At 39.2% G+C, this 22,198-nt stretch carries 16 protein-coding genes and 2 pseudogenes; 6 read left to right on the top strand and 12 right to left on the bottom strand.

All coding sequences use genetic code 11. The features are described 5' to 3' along the window. Positions 1-8: 8 nt before the first annotated feature. Entirely contained in the window at positions 9-2,108 is a 2,100-nt protein-coding gene (locus BN990_RS22185; RefSeq protein ID WP_081856094.1) for a T7SS effector LXG polymorphic toxin, read from the bottom strand. 105 nt (positions 2,109-2,213) lie between these two features. Continuing rightward, on the bottom strand, positions 2,214-3,098 hold the full coding sequence (locus BN990_RS01165; RefSeq protein WP_021290149.1) for a plastocyanin/azurin family copper-binding protein: 885 nt from the start codon (positions 3,096-3,098) through the stop codon (positions 2,214-2,216). A gap of 162 nt (positions 3,099-3,260) precedes the next feature. Here BN990_RS01165 and BN990_RS01160 point away from each other — a divergent pair, with 162 nt between their 5' ends. Then, complete coding sequence (locus BN990_RS01160; RefSeq protein ID WP_038241807.1) at positions 3,261-4,796, top strand: multicopper oxidase family protein; 1,536 nt, start codon at positions 3,261-3,263, stop codon at positions 4,794-4,796. 368 nt (positions 4,797-5,164) lie between these two features. On the opposite strand, the gene BN990_RS01155 is transcribed toward BN990_RS01160, so the two are convergent. The 4 genes from BN990_RS01155 to BN990_RS01140 all read right to left on the bottom strand — a co-directional run bounded on the left by BN990_RS01155 (position 5,165) and on the right by BN990_RS01140 (position 9,027). Then, positions 5,165-5,713: a GNAT family N-acetyltransferase gene (locus tag BN990_RS01155; RefSeq protein ID WP_038241804.1), complete on the bottom strand. Its 549-nt coding sequence runs from the start codon at positions 5,711-5,713 to the stop codon at positions 5,165-5,167. Positions 5,714-5,882: 169 nt separating this feature from the next. Beyond that, a complete protein-coding gene (locus BN990_RS01150; RefSeq protein WP_038241803.1) occupies positions 5,883-6,962 on the bottom strand; it encodes a hypothetical protein in 1,080 nt (359 codons plus the stop codon). A 210-nt stretch (positions 6,963-7,172) separates the two neighbouring features. Next, positions 7,173-7,799: a flavodoxin family protein gene (locus BN990_RS01145; RefSeq protein WP_038241801.1), complete on the bottom strand. Its 627-nt coding sequence runs from the start codon at positions 7,797-7,799 to the stop codon at positions 7,173-7,175. Between the two features lie 121 nt (positions 7,800-7,920). Beyond that, a complete protein-coding gene (locus BN990_RS01140; RefSeq protein ID WP_038241791.1) occupies positions 7,921-9,027 on the bottom strand; it encodes a YkvI family membrane protein in 1,107 nt (368 codons plus the stop codon). 129 nt (positions 9,028-9,156) lie between these two features. Between BN990_RS01140 and BN990_RS01135 the strand changes: the two genes are divergently transcribed. The 3 genes and pseudogenes from BN990_RS01135 to alr all read left to right on the top strand — a co-directional run bounded on the left by BN990_RS01135 (position 9,157) and on the right by alr (position 12,922). Continuing rightward, on the top strand, positions 9,157-10,401 hold the full coding sequence (locus BN990_RS01135) for a PucR family transcriptional regulator (RefSeq protein ID WP_038241788.1): 1,245 nt from the start codon (positions 9,157-9,159) through the stop codon (positions 10,399-10,401). A 112-nt stretch (positions 10,402-10,513) separates the two neighbouring features. Further along, a complete protein-coding gene (ald, locus tag BN990_RS01130; RefSeq protein WP_038241786.1) occupies positions 10,514-11,635 on the top strand; it encodes an alanine dehydrogenase in 1,122 nt (373 codons plus the stop codon). A gap of 105 nt (positions 11,636-11,740) precedes the next feature. Further along, positions 11,741-12,922: pseudogene (alr, locus tag BN990_RS01125) on the top strand (alanine racemase). Between the two features lie 189 nt (positions 12,923-13,111). Here alr and BN990_RS01120 read toward each other — a convergent pair. The 6 genes from BN990_RS01120 to mqo all read right to left on the bottom strand — a co-directional run bounded on the left by BN990_RS01120 (position 13,112) and on the right by mqo (position 19,737). After that, a complete protein-coding gene (locus BN990_RS01120; RefSeq protein ID WP_038241784.1) occupies positions 13,112-14,128 on the bottom strand; it encodes an oxidoreductase in 1,017 nt (338 codons plus the stop codon). A gap of 130 nt (positions 14,129-14,258) precedes the next feature. Next, positions 14,259-15,170: a PTS system mannose/fructose/sorbose family transporter subunit IID gene (locus tag BN990_RS01115; RefSeq protein WP_021290159.1), complete on the bottom strand. Its 912-nt coding sequence runs from the start codon at positions 15,168-15,170 to the stop codon at positions 14,259-14,261. Between the two features lie 17 nt (positions 15,171-15,187). Further along, positions 15,188-15,988 carry a PTS mannose/fructose/sorbose transporter subunit IIC gene (locus tag BN990_RS01110; protein WP_286191272.1) on the bottom strand — a complete coding sequence of 267 codons (801 nt, stop codon included), beginning with the start codon at positions 15,986-15,988 and terminating at the stop codon, positions 15,188-15,190. Between the two features lie 42 nt (positions 15,989-16,030). After that, complete coding sequence (locus tag BN990_RS01105; RefSeq protein ID WP_038241781.1) at positions 16,031-16,999, bottom strand: mannose/fructose/sorbose PTS transporter subunit IIA; 969 nt, start codon at positions 16,997-16,999, stop codon at positions 16,031-16,033. A 547-nt stretch (positions 17,000-17,546) separates the two neighbouring features. Next, positions 17,547-17,921, bottom strand: coding sequence for a DUF956 family protein (locus BN990_RS01100; protein WP_038241779.1), 375 nt, complete (start codon positions 17,919-17,921; stop codon positions 17,547-17,549). Between the two features lie 313 nt (positions 17,922-18,234). Beyond that, a complete protein-coding gene (mqo, locus tag BN990_RS01095) occupies positions 18,235-19,737 on the bottom strand; it encodes a malate dehydrogenase (quinone) (protein ID WP_038241777.1) in 1,503 nt (500 codons plus the stop codon). Between the two features lie 374 nt (positions 19,738-20,111). On the opposite strand from mqo, the pseudogene BN990_RS23675 reads away from it, so the two are divergent. Continuing rightward, positions 20,112-20,853: pseudogene (locus BN990_RS23675) on the top strand (spr1630 family ClpXP-sensitive toxin). Positions 20,854-20,880: 27 nt separating this feature from the next. Beyond that, positions 20,881-22,083, top strand: coding sequence for a spr1629 family repressor/antitoxin (locus BN990_RS01085; RefSeq protein ID WP_038241775.1), 1,203 nt, complete (start codon positions 20,881-20,883; stop codon positions 22,081-22,083). Positions 22,084-22,198: the final 115 nt, after the last annotated feature.

Genomic DNA, 22,198 nt, shown 5'->3' with positions numbered 1-22,198 from the left:
AAGTCACCTCATTCCGTATAAGTTGAGCGCCATTTCCAATACTTCTTTCTGAAATTGTTGAATTGCTTATCAAGTACAGTATCATTTCTAAAACTATCTCCATTTTTTATTAACCCATGTAATATTTTTTTATAATCATCATGAGTAGTTGCCACGATTTCTACCATATTACCGGATTCTTTCTGAATTAAATGATGCAACTCAATTTGTACTTCTTTACCATCTTTATCAATTACATATGGCGGTCTACCTTTTTCTGCAAGTTCTTTATTTGAAAGTCCTCTAGCTTTTGGATGCTTCGGAGTATAATCCCAATTTATATCATTCATTTGATAAACTCGCCTAGAGATATCCAAATCTTTCCCAGCAACTTTTACTGTACCCTTAATCTCTATGGCTCTATAATTATCCCCTAACCAATCTAATTTAACTTCCTTTCCATAAAAACTTGATGGTTTAGTAGATATACTGCTTGTTCCCTTACTTCCTCCACCTTCTCCTTGCTTCACTGCAAAGTGGTATCCACCAGTTGTATCGCTTACTACTGTAACCTCTGGCAAATGCGTTCGATACCATTCTTTGATATTGGTTAGTGTAGGAAGTTTGGACGGTGTTGCGGTTGATACACGATTTTCACTACTAGTTGATTCCACTTTCTTATGATTCGATTTCCCACTTGGTCCTAAATCATTAGACTTCGGTTTGGTAAAAGCTGCTTCGCCACCAACCGCGATGGAAAATAGACCAAAGCTGGAAAGCAAATGCTCCTTTGAAAGCGCCTCATCGGGATGTAATGCTCCCTGTGCTACATCCACTCCACCCATAGTTATCCAATTCACGAAATCGGACGGCGTGTTCAGCATATTTTCTGCACGGCTGCTCAGTCCATTAGAAAAGTCTTTCCCGGCATCAAATGCACCGAGTGTCATATAATTACCAAAATCATACCATGAATCAAGGCTCTTATCCTTTCGTTCTTCCATCTCCTGCCATAGATCGGAACCAATCTCTTGGATGCTTTGGCCTGTTTTTTGAAATAGATTCTGTTCTCTATTCTCCGGAATGGCTGAGACAAATTCATAACATACTGTGCCTTCAGCGTTTTCAAATGCTCGAATCTTTCTATCATCCGCTAGTGTATAATAAACACCCTGCCACTCTCCTTTGTAATCTGTAATTTCCACATCTGAAACGATCTGATCCTTTAATGTAACGAATTCCCCTTTGGTCAATACATCTCCTGAGGCAGCAGTAATAGCACGTATTGCACGCATGCTATAATCGAGTGTCTTTACATCAAAAGCTTGCTGAAGGTACGTCCCAACGACCTCCGCTAAAGGCGTAAATTGGGACAAAAGCTGTTTTCCAACTATACCCATAAGTACTTCTGGTGCTATGGCACTTGTTTCTGCCTTTTTTCTCAAATCGCTTAGTAATTCCAAGTGAAAGTTATATCTAGTAATACTCCTGGCGCGATAGGTTGGAATCGAAATCTCCCCATGAATAACTACCTGATTCAATTTACTTACATAGCGTTGCATGGATTGGAGATCCTTTTCAACAATAGCAAGCTTCGATGTGTTCTGATGATCAAAGGTATGTAAGTTTTCTAATGCCTCATTCGCCATTTTCTTAGAATGCTGAACCGTATCGAAGAACGAACGATCATCTACCATCGGAAGTTCTACAATATCTTGAATCGATTGAATAACGCGATTTGCATCATCTGTTAAAGACATTGTAACATTTTCGATCATGTTTAAGCCGCGTTGTATATCTTGGTCAATAAAATCCTCGCGAATAACACCATTTTCATCTGGTTCCAGCGTGCGTAACAGTCGTTTCATGCCATCAAGTGTATCCGAATACGTTGTAAGGAAACCTTCTAAAAAAACGAGCAAAGGAACATGACATTCCTGATAGAAAGATCGGATGGATGCTGCCGTCCTACCTGTAAAAGAATTCTCCAACGATAAAACCGCTTCGATTCGTTGTTGGATCGTCTGGACCTGTTTATGTAACGCTGCTAGATGAACTTTGGTGTCATCGATATAACTGTGTATGTCTTTTGCATGGATTGCTTTTATATTCCTCCACCTCACATTCACAATTGGAAAATAATGATAATTACCTAGCTTAATAGAATTATACTAAAAGAACTAGATTTTGAGAATGTTTGGTACGCACAACTAGCAAGCTTTTATGACTTTCACTTATAACGTTACCTCGATCTCCCCCTCCATTCCAGCTTCTTTATGACCAGGAATGGTACAGATATAACGATAGGTTCCTGGTACAAGCGGAATAAATGTAATTCCCTGCTTTTCACCAGCATTACTATGAATTTGAATTTGACCACTTATTTGTTGATGGTGTTGGGATGAAGGCAATTCCCTGGCTTCCAAACCTATGAATTCTAAAATATGCTCAGACTCTCCCATATTATTTAATTCAAGCTTTATCGTCTCTCCAGTCTCCACCTGTATCCGATTCGGACGAAAGGCGTATTCGTCTGCTTCAATCGATAAATTTTTTACATTCACATGAGGGTTATCATGGCCGATTTCATTTGAAGGAGGAGGGATAAGAGGTTCTAATTGATTATATCCCATAATAAAAAGCAGAAATCCAAACACCATAACGACAGGATGGTGTAACCAATCTCTCTTGTTTGTAACCGGCTGCTTTAGAATTTGAAATAGCAAAAGGATCGTAGCAATAAATAATACAACCATGATTCTAATCATTGGATCTTGAAATTCCGGAGCAATCATCTCTCCAAGCATTGCGCCCATCATACCGCCCATGACACCTGCTAAAGTACCATCTAAGACAGCTAGGATGCTTACTGGTATTCCTGCTAAATAACCAGTAACCATTCCAATAATCATCGCCATAACAGTGGAGTAGAATAAATTTCCGGATAATAAAATCCCTATCATCACACCCGTTACAAGTCCAACACTCATCCCCAGTGCCATCGCCACCATCATACCAGTCATGGTAGTAATCCTTTTTCGGCAGACAAAGGTTTGCCATATTATAATGGAGGTTAATATGCATATGCCTATTAACGTTATATATAACGGAATCGCCATCTTTACCTCTCCTTACTAACTTGTCCTATTGCTTCATTATATGATTGGTCGAAGAGTTCATTCATTTGAAATCAACAAACCTTTTAATGTCACAGAAAATTACGCTTTCATGCATGGTTTCTTCACATCTTCTCGATAGACTTTTGAGAAGGAGGAGATGCAATGAAGAAGGTATTCTTATTAACTTTAATCGGATTAATGAGCGTTATCATAGCAGCATGCTCACAACAATCTGCTGAAACCATCACGAATGAGAACCAACAAGACGCTGTAGAAGTCAAAGCAGAAGATATGGCAGGAAAGAAAGTGAATGAATTTGACCTAACTGCAAAAGAGACCTCATGGAAACTAAGCGCTGAACATACCATAAATGCTTGGACTTATAATGGAACTGTCCCGGGCGAGCAGATACGTGTCACAGAAGGAGAGGTCGTCAAAGTTAATCTGACGAATCAGCTAGAAAAGCCCGTATCTATTCACTGGCACGGCATTCCAGTTCCAAATACGGAGGATGGAATCCCTGGTGTAACACAGGATGCTGTAAAACCTGGGGAAACCTATACGTATGCATTTGTTGCCAGCGATCCAGGCACCTATTGGTACCATTCCCATCAGAATGGGGTCGAACAGCTCGATAAAGGATTATATGGAACAATTATCGTGGAACCAAAAAATGAAACTAATCGTGATCGGGATTATACGTTAGTGCTTGATGAATGGGAATCTGAAAAACATCAGGAAAAGGATACGGAAGCTATGAATCACTCCAGCATGAGCATGGATAGCATGAATGAATTGAACCAAAAAGGGGCTATGAAGGGCCATGACATGTCTTCTTATGACATCTTTACCATTAACGGAAAAACATATGAAGGGAATAAAACGTTAAAGGTCAAAAAAGGCGATCTTGTTAAGCTTCGGTTCATTAATGCTGGATACATGGCTCATCAAATTCATATTCCAATAGACTATCAGATTACCCATGTCGACGGGCAAAAGGTAAATTCACCGCAAACCATGAAAGGATCTATGTTTGAGGTTGCCCCAGGAGAACGGGTCGATGTTGAATTTCGCGCAGATGGTAGTAAGGACTTTTCGATTGATCGTCACGGTGAAATGGAAGCATCCCAAGATATGAAAATAGATATTGCTTATGAGGAAGGGAATGGACAAAAATTAAAGCACCTTTCATCGCCGGGTAAAATAGATATTACAAAGCTTGGCGAGCAAACGGAATCACAGTTCAAAACAGACGATGAGTTTGATGTGGAATATGAGCTGGATTTAGGTACAAGAATGGACATGGATACTGAAATGGGGATGGTGTGGACGATTAATGGTAAGACATATCCTAATGCACCACCTCTAAATATTGATAAAGGAGATAGGGTAAAGGTCACCCTGAAAAATAACAGTATGGATAACTCCTCACACCCTATGCATCTACACGGTCATTTTTTTCAGGTCCTCAGCAAGAACGGAAAAGCCCTTAGCGCTTCCCCGATTAGGAAAGACACATTAAATGTCAAGCCGGGCGAAACCTACGAAGTAGCATTTCTAGCAGATAACCCGGGAAATTGGCTCTTCCATTGTCATGATCTGCACCATGCCTCAAACGGAATGGTAACATTGGTTAAATATAATAGCTTTAACCAATTCTACAAAGATACAGGAGAAGTAGATAACCAGCCGGAGTAGAGATAGTCACTAAAATGACCATTTTGATTCATCCTTGTTAACAACGATACTTATGAGACCATCATGCATATCGTTGTTAACATAATAAGCATAATTAATATACAAAACAATATTATATTCTTCTTTTCTTTATGAATGTATGAATTGTAAAGCAAGTAGATGGCTAATCCTAAAAAGATAAAATGAAAGATAATAGCCCAAGCAGTTTCGGTAATCCCCCAGATAGTGATGAGTAGAAAGATAACTCATGATAAAGAGCGTCGTAAATAACCATAAAAAGATAAGCATAGTGAGCTCCCTTAATCCTATTTTAATAGACTAAACCCTCTTGAAGATCATAACCCATTAATCAAGGATAACGTAAGTATCTAACCCAGCTCAAACTCCGCTTTCAGCATGGAATACATATACAAATCATCAAACTTTCCACATGTATATTCATAATGTCTTAATATACCTTCTTTTGTAAATCCTTGCTTTTCTACTAATCGTTGCGATGCACTATTCAGAGGTTCAATTAGAGCCTCGATCCGTTCCAATTCAAAATGCTTATATCCATAGCTCATGACAGCATTTAATGCTTCTTTAGCAATTCCTTTTCCCCAATATAGCTTACTGAGTTCAAATCCAATTTCCGTGCGGTAATGTCTCGGCTGCATATTCAGAAAGCCACAGCTTCCGATAACCACATCCTTACCTTTCAGGGTAATCCCCCATCGAATCCCAGTTCCTTCTTTCCTAATGGATTGATACCAATTAATTTCCTCTAACACATCCGTTGATGTTTGATACGGCTCCAAGCCCATATGTTTCACTACTTCCTTATCGGATAGGTAAGAATACATATCATCCGCATCCTTACACGTTGCCTCTCTTAAAATCAGTCTCTCTGTTTCAATGATTGGAAATGTATTCATGTCTGTTTCTCCCTTGTTTGTTTTCCTAGCGGTATATCCTAATTCTTTGCTGGTTTATCTAATGAAGTAATTCCTACTACTACAAATTATATTAAAAAATAACTAGAATGCGAACATTCAAATGTACAAACCTCCACAAGAATGAATCTTGTGGAGGTTTTGGGTTAGTCTAATTCAAAAAGTTAATCGTTGGGATTGGTTCAACTCCGCTTGCATAATAATAATTAAGGACACTAAAGAAATCAATTGTCTCCCCACTGTTAACGTCCAATACTAAAATATGGTCACCATAGTTAGTTAAATCGTCTGTATCTAATCTTCTTGGTGTTGTTTTACCTAACGTATCAACAAAGGAGCTGCTATATTGTGTTGGAGGTCCTGAACGATAAGATGACTCATGATACGTAAATAATGTCTCTTCATCTAAGTAGATTAATAGCGCATTACTAGAGCTAGCATATGACGAACTATAATTTACTGGTCCTGAAATAGACTTAATATGGACATCCGAGATATTGTGATCACGTTGATTATAGTTACCATCCCATGCGAAATAATATTCACGCTCCCAATCTAAATGCGCATTGTCGCCGTCAATCGTAGCGACATAATTTCCATTTGAATATATCTCCCCGCTTGGATAACTTAGTACAGCATATAGCAAGGTGGAAGATGTAGAAATAACACTTGCTGCTCCCGATGGATTGGTAGCATTCATTTTTACGGTATAACTGTCTTCCAATGTGTCCGTTGAATAGACGCGTAATGCCCAATCACCAGCGGGCAATTGATTATTGGCAATTAGATCTCCGTCATATCCACCAATAGATGTTGGATACGCTGTTCCAGTGTCCCAATCAACTTGGTAAAGTTCAACAATATAATTAGGATTGTCTGTTTGTAGCTCAAATAGAATACTTCTATCACTATCTACACTAAAGAACCAAAAATCGTCCAGGTCATCGGCAGTTAGCGAATCCTCAAAATTCATGCGATCACCAGTAACATCAAAATTCGATTGGATTGAAGGAGCTTGATGCACCGGGGTACCATTGTTCTTATTTGCTTCTGGCAGCTTAGAATCAAAATCAATTTGCTTGTTATTGGAAGATGCTTTTACATTAAATTCCTGTAACTCATGATCATCTAGCTTCGCAGCCCCATAAGCGGTAGATGATAAGGCAAAAACACTAACTAGTAAAGTAACCATAAAAGCCAGGATAACACTTACACCATGTTTACGATTCATACAAAATTCCCCTCCATTGATATAATTTGTCTTCTATATTTATATCGGTTTTCTATTGGGAATTTTAATATAAAAAACAAAACATTGATAAATATCAAAAAAATAATCACATAAAAAAAGACTGCCTATTGTGATTCCCCCTTAAAGCATAAATTTTCTTAGACTTTAAGCGGCGGAATATAGACAGCCTTTCATAAAATAAATAGATTTTTAAGCCATTACATTTCCTTTAGCAGGTATCGGATTTTCTTTGAGAAGTTTTGCGAGATACATGGTATTGTAAGCAAGCATCCTTACATGACTTTGTGTGAATTCATTTTCTTCTCCATTTGCTTCAATAAAGGAAGGTCCTGGGCCTGCCTCACCAACCCAATACGCATCAACATTTGGTGGGACTACAAAGCCGATATGCGATAGACCGTATAGAAGCGATGTTGCTGCATTCTTCGCACCGTCCTCATTCCCCGTTATGACAACGCCAGCGACCTTATTATAATAAATGGATTGCCCCTTATTATTAGTTAAACTGCTTCCGCCATATAAACGTTCCATGGCAACCGTAGCTAAACTACTCTTCTCTCCGAGCCAAATCGGTGATCCAATGATTAGGATATCTGCCTTTTTCACTTTTTCTAAAATCAGCGGCCACTCATCACCATCTCCAAGATCATCGCTAATACCAACAGGGATGTGATAATCGGCGAGCCGAATGGTTTCACTTTCGACATCCTCTTGCTGGTAGATCCGTTTGACTTCTTCATATAATGCGTCGGTGTTTGAAATCTCATTACTATCCTTTAATGACGTATTTAAAAAAATTGCTTTTACATCTGTCATTGTATCTCTCCTTTTACATAACGGTACCCGGAATCGGAGGAGGATAATCACATGCTCTAAGCATCTTGCTATTTCGACAGCGGCTAACTTTCCTTCACATCTAAACAAGCGATGCACCTAATCATGCATCGCTTGCCCAATTTCTTCTTGTACTTGCTGTTTGTTTTACTTCTCTTTTAAGTTTTATCGGTGCGTAAATCAAACCTAGAATCAACACAAGACCCATATATCCAATGGTGGGATAGAATAAGGAAACCAAATCGGTGAAGCCGACAAAGCTGGCGGCAAATCCGACGATTAAGGTAATCGTATAAAAGATTCTAAACTTGCTTGTCTCTACCTCCGTAAAGCGCGCCGCAAACGAATAAAACATGCTTAACGCGGTATTAAAGATCATAGCCAAGATTACAATCGCCATCATCGTACCTAATAACGGCGAGATATCGTTGACAATCGCAAGCATTGGCATATCCATGCTGCCAACTTCCTCAATTTTAGAGAAGATAGCCAAATGACTTAGGATAATCAGCAATCCTAGCACGAATCCACCAACTAGTCCTCCAATGGCAGCTACCTTTCTATCCTTTTCAGCACCGCCCATTACCAATGCCATCGATGCACCTACTGCTGTGTTAAAGGATGCATAATTTACTCCTGCAATGAACCAGTTCGGCAATGTCGTCGGCTGTTGATTCGCTAAGCTGTTCAAGGAACTAAACGATCCATCCATCGTAAAAAAGCTATAGATTGATATGATCACGATAAATAGGATTAAGAATGGAGTAATTCCTCCAATGACAGAAACCACCTTGTCCACATTCATCATCCCAAGTACCAACACGAGTATCGTCATGAGAATCGTACCTATGATTTCTGGCAGGCCAAATTGCTGAGCTAAGTTAGAACCTGCTCCTGCCAGCATCACAACACCAACACCAAACAAGGTAAAGATAAGAATATAATCAATAACCGTCCCTATAAAGCGACCAACAGTGGTTCTCCCACTTATTTTATATATTACATCTTTATGTGAATTCGTTTTCATTCTACTGCCGACCCAAACAAGCGTCATGCCAACATACGCAAATAAAGCGGTTGCAATAATGCCCCCAATAATTCCCATTAAGCCAAAGCTTGTAAAGTATTGCAGTACTTCTTGTCCAGAAGCGAAACCTGCACCTACAATCACGCCGATAAAAGCGCTTCCAATTAATAGGATCTTTTTCATTGTGTTTCCTCCCATCATGATGCATGATTACTATAACATCTTCACTATGAAATCGATTTGTGTATATACTAAAATGAGAGAATAAGCTTTTGTTTATTTGTTCACACCATATACGGAGGAAAAAGGTCTATGTCCCAAAAGAAAGATGTTCTGAATAGTTTAAATGAAAAGATGACATCCCTCGATCAGCTTGCAGACCAAATTGCAGATATCTTCGGATGTCCCATTACCATAGAAGATTCCAATCATCATGTCGTATCCTACAGCAAGCATAAAGACGACATCGACCAAGTTCGCATATCTACGATTATCAATCGGAAGGTACCAGATAAGGTGATTAATGGTTTATGGAAAAAAGGCGTGATGCCAAAATTAATCGATAGCGATGATCCTGTCAGTATTCCCAAGATCAACGAAGTTGGCCTCGGCAATCGCGTCGCTATTTCCGTACGCAAACATAATGAAATATTAGGATTTGTCTGGGCGCATACTTCCGACAAAACCTTCACGGAGGAAGAATTAGTTCTCTTTAAGGAAGCTGCTGCTTATGTAAAGAAATTTTTCCTGAAAGACCTGCAACGCCATCGCAAATTAGAAGAAGGTTATCGAGACTTCTTTTGGCAGCTGTTACGAGGGGATTTACAAGAAACGGATGCAATCAAACAACGGGAAAAGAAATACAATATGCATTTGGAAGGGAATAAGGCAATTGTTGTGATCCGCTTTACCGATGAAGTAACCGAACAAATGGAAAAGCATGCCTTTTATCTATCCGAATCCCAGGTCAAACTTCATGTGATTACCAGCTTGTTTGACGATAATGATTTTATAATGCTCGTCCATCTAAAGGAAGCATTCGATTATAAACAAACGTTGTATGCTTTTATGGATCAATTCATTACTCGAATTAGCCAGCAATTAGACTTGGCCAACGTGTTTGGCGCAGCAGGTCTAGCTTATCAAGCCGCACAACAGATCCAAAACTCCCATCAACAGGCTAGAGAAGTGTTGAAACTACAGGAAAAATTGCCTGACACCATCGATCCGGTCAAACTCTATGAAGATTTAGGTGTGTATCAATTTATTGAGCAATTGGCAGAAACTCGCAAGGCGGATCAATACCAGAACCCCTTTATGGAGAAGCTTCGTGCGTATGACCAACAGCACGGAACCTCCCTGCTAGCGTCATTGGAAGTATATTTGCAATGTGATAGCAATGTCTATAACGCAGCCAAACGATTATTCATCCATCCGAATACAATGAATTATCGCCTCAAGCGAATGAGGGAAGTGAGTGGCATCGACTTAAAAGATCCGAATCAAAAAGCGAATATCTACCTTGACTTAATTATAGAAAACATCCAACAAACATGATTTGTGCATTTACACAAATCATGTTTTTTTCTTTTAGATTTTTTCATAATGAAACCGTTTCACAGAAGCGATATGATACAAGGAGAGATTGATTGAGAAGGAGTTGGATAAGATGATTATTGGTGTACCAAAGGAAATTAAAAACAACGAGAATCGCGTCGCTATGACACCTGCTGGTGTGATTCATTTAATAAATGCTGGCCATACCGTTTATATCGAAAAAGATGCAGGAATGGGAAGTAACTTTACCGATGCAGAATACCAAGCAGCTGGAGCAGAAATTATCGTTACCGCCGCAGATGTTTGGGAAAAAGCAGATATGATTATGAAAGTAAAAGAACCACTTGCTGCAGAATACAAATACTTCCGCAAAGGACTTATTTTATTCACATACCTTCATCTAGCTGCAGAACCTGAGCTAGCAAAAGCATTGGTTGAAAATGAAGTCACTGCGATTGCTTATGAAACCATTACAGCAAACGGCACATTGCCATTGTTGACTCCAATGAGTGAAGTTGCTGGGCGGATGGCTACACAAATTGGGGCACAATATCTAGAAAAATCCGAGGGCGGCAAAGGGATTCTACTTGGCGGCATTCCAGGCGTAAAACGTGGAAAAGTAACGGTCATCGGTGGTGGCGTTGTTGGAACAAACGCTGCAAAAATCGCACTTGGTTTTGGTGCAGAAGTGACGATGATTGACTTGAACCCCGTACGCCTTCGTCAATTAGACGATATCTTTGGTTCAAGCATTCAAACATTAATGTCGAATCCATTCAATATCGCACAAGCTGTCAAAGAATCGGATCTTGTGATCGGATCTGTACTCATCCCAGGAAGGAAAGCCCCTAAACTCGTATCCGATGAAATGGTTCAATCCATGCAGCCTGGATCTGTGATCGTTGATGTTGCCATCGACCAAGGTGGTAACTTCGAAACAGTCGATCACCCAACCACCCATGATGATCCAATCTATGTAAAACACGATGTGCTTCATTATGCGGTTGCTAATATCCCTGGTTCTGTGCCACGTACGTCTACGGTTGGTTTGACAAACGTAACGGTACCATATGCGGTACAAATTGCATCTAAAGGTGCTGCGAAAGCAATTCAAGATAACCCGGCAATCCTGTCTGGTGTCAATGTGATGAACGGAAAAGTAACCTACGAAGCAGTAGCAGCTGATCTAGGATACGATTTCGTATCACCAGAAGATCTATTGAAAGACGTATAAGTGAAATATCTTCAACGTGCCCTTCTACCTCGGTAAGAAGGGTACTTTTATATCACGACTATTCAAAAAGCACATGATCAGCAGTCGCCTAAGGAGAGATGCAAAATGAAGCTTGGAAGTTATCGGGATACATGGGCAGAAGTTTCGTTAGATGCGCTTCACCATAATGTAATCGCCTTCAGAAGGCATATTGGCAACCAAACTAAACTGATGGCCGTCGTTAAGGCAGATGGCTATGGACACGGAGCCCTCGAAGTGGCAAACGAAGCGATGGCAGCCGGCGCTGACTACCTCGCTGTCGCTTTATTAGATGAAGCCATACAATTGCGAGAAGCAGGAATCGACTTCCCTATCCTCGTACTTGGATACACCCGTGCAGACGGCGTGAGAACAGCGATTTAAAACCATATTACCTTAACGGTTTTTACCGAAGAAGCAGCAACGAAAGTGAAGATGGAAGCAGAAACACTGCAAAAAACTGCCCGAATCCACTTGAAAATTGAAACTGGCATGAATCGTATCGGTGTGACCAGCAAAGAAGAAGCACTTCAAGTGGCCGAAGCAGCTACATCTGATTATGTCATACTGGAAGGTGCTTTCACCCATTTTGCCGATGCAGATAATACCGATCCAACATATACCGAAAAACAATTTCATCAATTTAGAAAGGTCGTTTCGTTTCTCAAGCAGCACCGTCATATACCAATTATTCACTGCTGTAATACGGCAGGAACAATTGCCTATCCAGACATGCATCTAGATATGGTACGTGTCGGCATTGGGCTCTATGGCTTATATCCGGAAGAACATCTGAAGGATATCATTAACTTAACCCAAGCCATGAGCTTCAAAACCAAACCCATCCATATCAAGACATTAGCTGCCGATGAACGAATTAGTTATGGACTAACCTATCAGACATCAAGGGAAAGCATCATTGCAACCATCCCCGTAGGCTATGCCGACGGCCTCTCCCGCCTATTATCCAATCACGGCAATGTAACTGTCCACGGAAAGCGCGCACCCATTGTCGGCAGAATTTGTATGGACCAATCGATGATGGATATTACCGACATTGGGGATGTCGGATTGGATGATGTGGTTACCATCTTCGGTGAATCTAGCGAGGGCTATGTCGCGATGGAAGAAGTTGCTGCTTTAATGGGAACCATTCATTATGAAACAGCCTGCCTGATAGGGAAACGCGTTCCTCGAGTATATGTGAAGAAGGGTGAGATTATAGAATATAGAGGTTTGGTTGAGGAAGGATTTATTGCTGGAGGTTGAACGGTGGTTTAGGTGTCAATTTTTAAACAAGGATAATTCATCATCCCTGATGAATTATCCTTGATTTGTATATAACGTGAATATGTTCTTTGATAAAAAAGCAGCTGAATAGGCGTTAAGGGAACAAACAACGATTGCACTTGTACAGAATGCGGAAGTGCAATCGTTTTTGGGTTGGTTTCACCCGTTTTATTTTAAGTTTTTAACTCCTGTTTCTAGTATTTCCATTTGCAGCAGTGTCTGCTCGTCGGTAATGGTTTTAGCTTTACCATTTATAATAGCTTCATATAAATCATCATATACGATTCCATAATCGCCATTTACGGATGTCACTTTTTCCTCGTGGATGGTACCTTCGTCATCGATATATGACAGTACACCATAATGCTTGATTGTATCTATACCAAAGTCCTTATTATCAGGCATGTAAAATAGCTTTAAATGTTCTTCCTGACGATCTTTGGTTTCTTTTACAAAGCAGCCGTTTTTTCCATGAACGACGAAGCTTGGTCTTTCTTTCAGTCTAAAATAACTCGATTTCACAGATACTTTTAACGTGCCATAATATAAATCCAAATCAAAATAATCATTCATTCTTCCTTGTCCTAATAATTGCCTCACATCATAATGGATATGATCCGGCTTGCCAAAATAGCTGATGACCTGATCGAGGGTATGACAGCCATGTCCATATAAGAATGATGAAGCTGGGTCAAAAGAATCGGCAGACTCAGGTACTTCGGGACGATAATAATCATAATGCATTTCCACTTCCAGAAGCTCTCCGACTTTCCCTTCCTCCATAACCTTTTGAACGGTTAAGAAATCACTGTCAAACCGTCGGTTTTGATACGCTTGGATAATCAACCCTTTCTCTTTGGCCAATGCAAATATTTCTTTTGCCTGTTCGGAGGTTTCCATAAATGGCTTTTCAACCAAACAGTGTTTATTATGTTCCAATACAAGTTTTGCGTATTCATAATGGCTGTCATGCTTTGTGCACACCACGATGAGCTGAATGTCCTCGTCATGTAATAATTCATTTAAATCCGAAGTATAATTTACTCCTGCAATCCTCCCCCAGCTATCACGATCCGGATTTCTTCGATATATTGTTTTTACCTTTATGTTCTCTCTTTGCAGTACGAATGGCAGATGGTATCGATTCGTGCTTTTCCCATTGCCAATATAACCTATTGTCAGCATGGTCATCCTCCTAAATTCATTCTTCGTAAAAGTCTTGTATGAAAAAGCACCTCCTTAGGGTCTATCATACCAGGAGGTACTTCTCTATTTTATATAGACGTCTTAAAAAGATCTAGCTTGTCTATATTTCTTACATCAAGCCTATAGCGTGGAAGATGATACCAACCACGAACAATCCAAGAATCATAATGATTGGAGAAACTTTTTTCCTAAGCAGCCACATACAAAGAAGTGTGATTAACAATCCAGCTAAACCAGGAATTAAGCTATCTAAGTTGTCCTGTAAGGTCGTTACATCCGTCTGGGTCAGTGATCGACCTTCTTCTTGCTGAATCAGTGCGGTTCGAATCCCTTCTGCCCCAGCAGGCAAATTATCCCAATCTATATAAGCACCTTCGTCCAGTTGAACTTCGGATACCGTCGGAGCAAATGAGACAGCTACCCACCTATTTACTAGTGAACCGAGGATGAACATACCGAGTATCGAGGCGCCTTTGGTAATGTCCTGGAGTAATCCACCAGATAAGTCGTCGGTAATTTTGGAACCAGCTTTGTAACCAAGTTCTTGCGAATACCACATGAACCCCATACGAATAAGATTCCATAAAACAAAGTAAAGAATCGGGCCGAGGATGTTACCGGACATAGCAAGAGAAGCTGCTAATGCACCAAGGATTGGCTTAACCGTGAACCAGAAAGTGGGATCGCCGATACCTGCTAGAGGCCCCATCATACCGACTTTAACCCCTTGAATAGCCTTATCGTCAACCGGCGCACCATTTGAACGTTCTTCTTCAAGCGCTAACGTCACACCAAGAATCGGAGAAGCTACATATGGATGTGTATTAAAAAATTCTAAGTGACGCTGGAGTGCCGCTGCACGATCTTCTTTTCTTTTATATAATCTTTTGATGGCAGGAATCATCGAAAACGCCCAACCACCGTTTTGCATCCGTTCATAGTTCCAAGAACCTTGAATAAAAGTGGATCGCCACCAAATCGCAATGCGATCTCTTTTTGTTAATTTCAATTCTTTATCCATTTTTAGTCCCCCTCCTTTTAGTAGTTATCAATAATATCGCCTAACGGATCACCAGTGTTCCCGTTTCCGCCATTACCCGAACCGCCTTGTTTCGTAAGCGCTATATAGATAAGGGCAAGAGCCAGACCGATAGCACCAAGACCCAATAGTGTGATAGATGGTATCGTCGCTAATACAAAACCAATTGCAAAGAATGGCCATACCTCTTTTGTAGCCATCATGTTAATAACCATTGCATAACCAACGGCTACTACCATTCCTCCACCAACTGCTAAACCATCTGTCAGCCAAGATGGCATGGACTGAAGTAACTCTCTAACCGGGCCTGCACCAATAGCCAAGATTAATGCAGCTGGGATGGCAATACGTAACCCCTGCATGCAAATAGCGGCAATATGCCATAGTTCTATTTTCCTGATGTTTCCCTCTTTGGCTGCGGCATCCATTAAATGTACCAATCCGGTTGCAATCGTTCGGACAATGATTGTCAATAATAGACCTGCAACTGCAAGCGGTACTGCAATCGCGATTGCAGAAGATACACCAGCTTCGCCCTGACCACCTAATACGAGAATAATAGCAGATGCAACAGAGGCCAACGCAGCATCTGGTGCTACAGCAGCTCCAATGTTTGCCCAGCCTAAAGCAATTAATTGTAAGGTACCACCTAAGACAAGGCATGGTACTATTTCTCCTGTAACTAAGCCGATTAACGTACAGGCAATGATCGGCTGATGGAAGTGGAATTCATCCAAGATTCCTTCTACACCAGCTAAGAATGCTACGATAACAATTAATATTATTTGAATAATCGTCAATTCCATAATGATGACTCATCCTCCTTCTTTTGATAATTAGGATTATTTCTGTTTGCTGAGCTCTGCTTGAGCCCTTTTGATAATTTCATCCATGTCACCTTGTGAATCGTTGGGAACTTTACGTACATCGAACTTCAAACCAGCTTCTTTTAGCTTAGTGAACGCATCGATATCCGCTTGACTAAAGGCTAACACCTTATTCGGTTGAACTTTACCAGGTGAGTGCGCCATTGATCCAACATTAATTGTCTCTAACGGAACGCCACCTTCAACTGCTCTAAGTACATCGTTTGGATTTTCAAAAAGAAGTAACGCGCGCTGTCCGCCAAAATGTTGATCATCCTTTGCCAGTTCGATCATTTTATTAATTGGAACAACATGTGCCTTTACACCCGAAGGAGCAGCCTGCTGAATCAATTTTTTCCGAAGCTCGTCCTTCGCGACTTCATCCGATACCACGATAATACGTGTAGGCAATGTATTCTTTGTCCAAGCAGTTGCTACTTGCCCGTGAAGTAAACGAGAATCAATACGCGCTAACACATACTCAAATTTTCCTGGGGCACCTGTATTTACTGACTGATCAGCTGTTGCACCAGCATCTGCTGGTTCTAATTCTTCCGGTTTCACCTTAACCGCTTCTTTTGCTGTGCCCAAGATATGTGCAGCAATTTCGTGTGCGGTGTCCATGGAAAAGCGCGATGAATAAGCTTCGATCAACATTGCTAAGTTGACACCAGCAACGATTGCCCATTTATCTTCATGCGCTTCCATCAAGCCATTTGCTTGATTGAAAGGAGTTCCACCCCAAAGATCGACTAAGAATAATACTTCGTCTTGGTTGTCGAATGAGGCAATTGCTTCTTTCATTTTTGCCTTTACATCATCGGGTCCTTCGCTCGGCATCAATGTAACAGCTTTTACATTTTCTTGTTCTCCAAAGATCATCGCTCCAGATTGCAAGATACCATTGGCAAATTCACCGTGGCTAGCAATGATAATTCCTACCATCTTCTTACCTCCTATTTTTATTGGTAAAGCTTACGTAGCAAACCCCTAAAGTATATTCCATCAGCTTATCTAAAGCGATTACACTCTCCTGAAAAAAATTAAAAAAGGCATGAGTAAAAATAAGATCAAATGAAGGCAGGGGTATAGAAGGTCCCTTATGCTTCGTTTAATCAATACTTTCACTCATGCCTGATCGAATCAGTAACACGTAAAAATAATGGAGACAACTATATAATTTTATATTGAAAACGCTTTTATAAAACCACTAAAAATAAGCAAAAAACACTTTAAAGATCCCTGCAGAAATTATATCACAGCCGTCCCCCTGATTCAAGAGGTTATTTGACTATATCCGGTCCCCTTCCTGCCTAGGACCACTTAATCTTAACACAGATACCGTTTATTAACATTCATACCATACTTATCCCATACAATCGCCGGCTGCTCTTCTATCATTTTTATAAAATCATTGCGCAGCCAGCAATGCTCTGTTTCCTTCCGAACAACGCTTTGCTTTCGTACACATGAAAACCAGAAAAAACAGTTTCTATTCCTTTTTTAATTTACTCTTCACACTGCGTTTGATTACATCAAAGAAACCCAATGATTGGACCATATGATCGGGATCAACGTATTCACGCATTGCCCGAAATACTTTTTTGGGATCTTTAGAAGAAAATGTAAATGTTCCATTCTGCTTCGTTTGGATCGCATAACGCGGGATCCATTTCCCTTTGAACAAGACGGAAGCGATTACGTAATCCACTTCTTCCCAAGGAATTTGAATAAACTTGCGCGTATCGCGTTTATTGAAGAACTCAAACCCTTTATCTCCAATCATAATCTGACCATAGTCTGAAACATTTATATGTGAAGTCGCATCTATTACTAAATCGACCTTTGTATTGATTGATTGAACCATTTGATATACTCCTTTTCTTCCGCTTACTAATTATTATACACGTTGAAACACTTTAAGCAAAAAATACTAGGGATAGAGAGGTCTGTTAACTGTGGACTTCTATTTAACAATCTGTATTCTATCAACTATTCGTTTATATCTAATGAATCTTTTATGAACAAGTTTTATTTTGACAAAGTAATTTCCTATGTAGATAATTTCAAACACATCCACCCACCAACCATCAAAAAGAACCTTTAATCTTAAAACAGATCAAGGTTCTGTGTTTATATTGTATTTGTTATCAGAATTTCAGAGTAAATCCTTGTTTCAGTTAACTATGCACCTTTTCTTTTGCACTAAGTCCAAGTATCTGTGCTGTTGAAGTATGAATTTCTTGAAGAAGCTCTGGGTTTTCCGCTAGTGAGACACCATAAGAAGGAATCATCTCTTTTATCTTCGGCTCCCAGTCTTTAACATGTTGAGGGAAACATTTTTCGATAACCTTGAGCATGACATGAGCCGCAGTAGATGCCCCCGGAGAAGCTCCTAGTAAAGCAGCTACCGAACCATCAGCAGAGCTGACAACTTCCGTACCAAATTGTAGTGTTCCTTTACCACCATTCTCCGTATCCTTGATAACTTGCACTCGTTGTCCTGCTACTACTATACCCCAGTCCTCACTTTTAGCATCCGGAATAAACGCTCGTAATTCTTCCATGCGCTTTTCTTTGGAAGATATCACTTGCTCACACAAATATTTAGTCAAGGAAGCATTTTTTACACCTGCCGCTGACATCGTCACGAGATTATCCGTTTTAACCGAGGTTAACAAATCTAGTATTGATCCCTTTTTCAAGAACTTCGGGGAAAAGCCTGCGAATGGTCCAAAAAGCAATGATTTTTCATGGTCGATAAATCTCGTATCAAGGTGAGGCATAGACATCGGTGGAGCTCCTACCTTAGCTTTACCATACACCTTTGCATGATGCTTTGCGATCACCTCTTGATTGTTACATACCATGAATAGTCCACTTACAGGGAAGCCACCAATATGCTTCGATTCAGGAATACCAGTTTTTTGCAGTAAATGCAGACTACCTCCGCCCCCGCCAATAAAAAGAAAATCGGTCGTATGGTACTCGATTTTCCCATTATCGATGTCACGGACTTTTACTTCCCATGAACCGTTACTCAACCGTTGAATGTCCTCAACAGTATGTTTGTAGTTTACTTCAACGTCTTGATGTTCTAAGTGATCAAACATTTTACGCGTTATTTCACCAAAATTGACATCTGTGCCAGAATCAATCTTTGTTGCTGCTATCGGCTGATCCGTTACCCTGTCTTTCAACATAAGTGGAATCCACTTCTTAAGTTGTTCTGGATCATCGGAAAACTCCATGTCCTGGAACAACGGATGATCTGACATAGTTTTGTAGCGCTTTCTTAAAAATTCTATGTTCTTCTGCCCTTGAACAAAACTCATGTGAGGCAAAGGCATAATAAAATCGTTTGGATTACGTATCAGATTGCTGTTTACGAGGTAAGACCAAAATTGTTTTGAAACCTGGAACTGCTCGTTTACTTTGATTGCTTTTGTCATATCTATCGAGCCATCAGGTTTTTCATGCGTATAGTTCAGCTCACACAATGCAGCATGACCAGTACCTGCATTATTCCAAACATTTGAACTTTCTTCTCCTGCTCTTTCCAGTTTTTCAAAAACCCTGATGTTCCATTCTGGTACCAATTCTTTTAACAACGACCCTAACGTTGCACTCATGATACCTGCACCAATTAACATTACATCTGTTTTCGTATAGTTTTTGCTCATTCCTATTCATTCTCCCTATTTTCAACAGAAAAGATGTAATCGCTCTTGTTGAACTTTCCCCTAGACAAGACTTATCTCGTTAAACATCTTTCCCAGAAATATTTAACCCACTCTCTAGCTTACCACTGTTAAACAAATATTTAAATTTTATTTGATAAAGAGGAGGTAATAACTGGACAGAACGAATAAAACCATGAAACGGAGTAAATTAAAACTACTACAGTTACGATGGTAGCCCCAAATTTTATACTTACTTATCTTTAAAAAATTACAAATTCATCATCAAAACTTTTAAAAAAATAAAATAAATCATAACTTATTCACTCTATTTGAGGTAAAATGAAACTAAGAAAAATTTTAAGGAAGTGGTAGATATGGAACAATTCAAATTTGATCCCAAAGATGGCGAAACAATTGTTCATGCTATAGTTGAGGGTTATCGTGATTATATTGACCACCGTAAAGATCGTAACGCAAATATGAAAATTAGTTCTGCTTTTGCCTGGACGAAAGGAAATTTTATAGAGAGCAAAATTGCAGAGTTCAGAGTTAAATTTATCTTATAAAATTGCTAAAGCAGGACTAACGTGGGACTATTTACAATTTATTCAAGATGATAAGGAGAAAATTTTTCTGATTAAAAATGCTGCCTATTTTAATGAAAATAGCTTCTCACAAGCAATATTACCTCATTAAAAATGCAAGAGCCATCGTAGAACATATCTCCATGAACTTTCTAAAATAAATCAAGGAATTCCATTTACATCTACTCCTGAGAACCAACAAATCTATGAACAAGGTGAACAACTTTCGTTATTTGTACCCATAGAACAAGTGAGCGACGAGCTTCAATGATTTCAATCTACGTATGATGAATTTCATATTCTTACTTACAAGATTGATGAAGCTTCGCAAATCTCGGAAGTTATGCATTACTTGCCAAATCCAGAGAATAATATCGCCTATAAGATTGAAGATCTTTCAGCCTATATATATGGTGCAGAACTAACTGATGAGGAACGTGCAGTTATAGCACCAGAACAAAAGGATGGTATAATTGATCCTGCAGCTTTCGATATTGGTATCTTTGAGGAAGAGGATAAAGAAAGTAATTAGACCTTTATTAAGATAAGGGGGAGCATTATGTTTATCGGTGAAAATTTAACTAATCTTCGAATCATGCATAGTTATTCACGCAAACAGCTCTCTGAAATGTTAAATGTAACAGAACAGGCAGTATGGCAATATGAGAATAATTATACATCACCTAAAATGCAAGTTGTGAATGATTTAAAATCAATTTTTAATGTAAAAAGTAAATATTTTTATAAAAAGGACGCTCTAAAGCGTTTCTTTGAACCAGAAAACATTCCCATTATGAATATTGCATATCGTTCAAAGATCATGCATGTTATTTCTAAAACTCAATCAGAAGCAAAGCACGTCGAATATTTAGACAGTTTCGTCAACTATTTAATAGCTAATTTAAGTCTTCCAACACAAAAAAGTATTCAATTAAGAGATGAAGTTATTAATTACTTAAATACCTCTAATGATGATAGGAAGATACAAATCCATAAAATTGCCAAGCTGGCACGGAATAGAATTGGCCTTCGAGATGACACCAATGATAATCTTTTGTTTTCAATAGAAAAAAGTGGTATTTTTATTTTTGAAAAACCAATTGGTGATGAAGTTGATGCTTATAGTTTATGGTCTAGACAAGATCGACCATATATTATATTGGGTAATATAAAACGTTCAGCGGTTCGTAGAAATTTCGATATAGCTCATGAACTCGGTCATTTGTTACTTCACTACAAAGTTGAATTTACTAATTTAGATCGTAAAGAACATAAAGAACTCGAACGCGAGGCGAATCAGTTTGCAGGTGCGTTTCTCTTACCAGAAGAATCATTTTTAGAGGATATGGAATCTATACATCAGGTGACAAACCCTGATGCATATATCGATTTAAAAAAGAAATGGAAAGCATCCTTACAAGTTTTAGGATATCGAGCAGCTAACTTAGACATATTAGATTCAAAAAAGCATCGTAATTTTTATGCTGCTCTACATCGAAAAGGTTATTTAAAAAGAGAACCACTAGATGAAATGATACCAATACAAAAACCCCAAAAAATAAAATCGATTATTGATTTTGTTAATAAAAAGGGAATGATTGATATCCGCAAAATGGTTGAACAGGATTGGATAGTAGAAACACCTTTTTTCCACAAAGTTACGGGAATTGACTTAAGCTTTTTTGATCGTTACATGATTAGTGAACAAGATTTTGAGCTAGATAATGTCACTAACTTATCAATGAATATAAATAGCAATTAATACACGAGGTAAAACCTTAATACATAGGGTTTACCTCGTTTCCTTGCACCAAGATATAAACTTTATGATGTACCCATAAACCTCTCTTATCATAGCGATTTCATGTGAATAAAAT

The sequence above is a fragment of the Virgibacillus salexigens genome, from assembly GCF_000723585.1.
GTDB classification, from domain to species: Bacteria; Bacillota; Bacilli; order Bacillales; family Amphibacillaceae; genus Virgibacillus; species Virgibacillus salexigens.
Note: the sequence above shows the minus strand (reverse complement) of the source record. Positions and strands in the feature narration are given on the sequence as shown.